Annotated in this window: 3 protein-coding genes; 1 reads left to right on the forward strand and 2 read right to left on the reverse strand. The window is 67.2% G+C overall.

Translation table 11 applies throughout. From position 1 onward, the window contains the following. The first annotated feature begins 227 nt into the window (after nt 1-227). Nucleotides 228-434, forward strand: coding sequence for a hypothetical protein (locus BN903_RS11565; RefSeq protein ID WP_048077868.1), 207 nt, complete (start codon nt 228-230; stop codon nt 432-434). Between the two features lie 28 nt (nt 435-462). Here the strand turns inward: BN903_RS11565 and serS are convergent, their stop codons facing one another. Next, entirely contained in the window at nt 463-1836 is a 1374-nt protein-coding gene (gene serS / locus BN903_RS11570) for a serine--tRNA ligase (protein WP_048077869.1), read from the reverse strand. A 112-nt stretch (nt 1837-1948) separates the two neighbouring features. Continuing rightward, nucleotides 1949-2188, reverse strand: coding sequence for a hypothetical protein (locus BN903_RS11575; protein ID WP_048077870.1), 240 nt, complete (start codon nt 2186-2188; stop codon nt 1949-1951). Nucleotides 2189-2276: the final 88 nt, after the last annotated feature.

Consider the following 2276-nt stretch of genomic DNA (forward strand, 5'->3'; position numbering starts at 1 on the left):
GGCCGCGTCCGTCGGGCTCCCTTCGGGTCGCCCTCGTTGCGGCCGACTCCCTCGACGCGTGCTGCTCGGCCGCGAGGCGGCCTCGCAGGCGCGCGCCACCGCACCGATCTGGTGGATCGGTCGCTAAGTCTCCTGTACTGAGCAATTCGTGAGACTCTACCGAACGGTTTATTCCTATTTTCCTGCCGAAACGTTATCGTCGGAGGGCGAACGAGACTCAGAGACCCATGATCGACGACGTTGTCGAACTCGTCTTCGATGTCCTGCTCGGATTCGTTCCGAACGTCGTGTTGGGGGCGATCGCGCTGGTCGTCGGGCTCGTGACGACGGCCGTCGGAATCGCAACGCTGAGCGATCCGGGAATGATGGGCGAAGCGCTGACCGTCGTCGGCCTGTCGGTGGTGGCCGGCGTCCTGATCCTCTGGCGTCGGTAGCGGTTCGGGCCGATCGCGGCCGACCCGCTCACTCCCCGCTTCCGAGCTTCGTCTCGCCGACCGGGTCGTGCCCCTCGATGACCTCGGTGCCGCCCATGTACGGGCGCAGCGCCTCGGGAACGGTGACGGTGCCGTCGTCGTTCTGGTAGTACTCCAAGACCGCGACGACGATCCGGGGGACCGCGAGCCCGGAGCCGTTCAGGGTGTGGAGGTACTCCGCGGACTCGTGGTGTTCTTCGCGGTACTGGATGCCGGCACGGCGCGCCTGAAAGTCCTCGAAGTTCGAGACCGAGGAGACCTCCAACCAGCGGCCGCCCTCTTCGGGGCCCTCGTCCATGTCGTCGCCGGGTGCCCACACCTCCACGTCGTACTTCTTCGCCTGCGTGAAGCCGAGGTCGCCGGTACACATCTCAAGGATGCGATAGGGAAGCTCCAGCCGACGGAGCACCTCCTCGGCCTCGTCGACGAGCCCCTCGAAGCGCTCGTCGCTCTCCTCGGGGCGGACGAAGTTCACCATCTCCACCTTGTTGAACTGGTGAACGCGGACGATACCGCGCGTCTCGGTGCCGTGTTCGCCCGCCTCCTGCCGGAAGTTCGGGGTGTACGCCTGGTACTTGAGCGGGAGGTCCTCGCCGAGCAGGATCTCGTCGCGGTGGAGGTTGGTGACGGGCACCTCGGCGGTCGGGAGCAGCCAGAGGTCGTCGTCGTCGTACGCGTCCTCGTTCGATCCCTCCACTCGGTAGGCGTCCTCGGTGAACTTCGGGAGCTGACCGGTGCCGCGCATCGAGGCGGAGTTGACCGGGATCGGCGGGAACACGTCCTCGTACCCCTGCTCGCGGTGGACATCGAGCATGAACTGGATCAGCGCGTGTTCGAGGCGCGCGCCGTCGCCCTTCGCGACGTAGAAGCCGCCGCCGGCGACCTTCGCGCCGCGCTCGAAGTCTAAGATTTCGAGGTCCTCGCCGAGGTCGTAGTGCGGCGTCACCTCCTCGGGGAGCTCGCGGAGGTCGTCGAACCCCTCGCGGCGGCGCTCGACGTTCTCGGACTCGTCTTCGCCCACAGGGACGGAGTCTTGCGGGATCTGCGGGAGTTCGAGCAGCGACTCCTCCAGTTCGGTCTCTAGTTCCTCGGCGCGCTCCTCGATCCCCTGAAGCTCCGACTTGAGCTCCTGCGAGCGCTCGATCGCCTCCTGGGCCGCCTCCTCCTCGCCGGCCCCCTTCAGTTCGCCGATCTTCGAGGAGACCTCGTTGCGCTCGTGGCGCAGGTCGTCGCCGCGCTGTTTCAGCTCCCGCCACTCCTCGTCGACGTCGAGTATCCGGTCGAGGTCGACGTCGACGCCCTTGTTGTCGAGCGCCTCGCGGACGACCTCGGGGTTCTCCCGGACGAACTGTCGAGACAGCATTTGCCGGGAGTTCCGCGGGGCGACTCAAAACCGTATCGGAGCGTCGACAGCGGGTGGCACGGTCGGTCGCGGGCGGCGTCGGTTCCGATCGGGGGAAGGGCGTCGACGACCGTCAGGGGAGTATCCTGAAGCTCGTGTACAACATGAACAGCGCGAGACCGGCGACGACGACGCCCATGACGCGCATCAGCAGGATCCGCGTGTCGCTCGGCTCGATCGTCTCCGTCGAGCCGTCCGCGGAGCGCAGGTTCCATCGGGTCAGTCGACGGGGGAACGCCGCCATCGCCAGCGCGCCGCCGGCGACGAGGAGGGGAACGACGGCGAAGAACAGCCGGAAGGGAGCGGGGAACATACCCGAGCTTACGACGCGACCCCGAGGAAAATACTTACGCCTCGGAGCGGTTCCGCGGCGCGCCGCGACCCGTTCCGAGCGCCGCTCA

The organism is Halorubrum sp. AJ67 (assembly GCF_000513435.1).

Coding starts and splice junctions, on each gene's coding strand:
- BN903_RS11565 (WP_048077868.1), top strand. CDS start 228: ATGATCGACGACGTTGTCGAACTCGTCTTCGATGTCCTGCTCGGATTC.
- serS (WP_048077869.1), bottom strand. CDS start 1,836: ATGCTGTCTCGACAGTTCGTCCGGGAGAACCCCGAGGTCGTCCGCGAG.
- BN903_RS11575 (WP_048077870.1), bottom strand. CDS start 2,188: ATGTTCCCCGCTCCCTTCCGGCTGTTCTTCGCCGTCGTTCCCCTCCTC.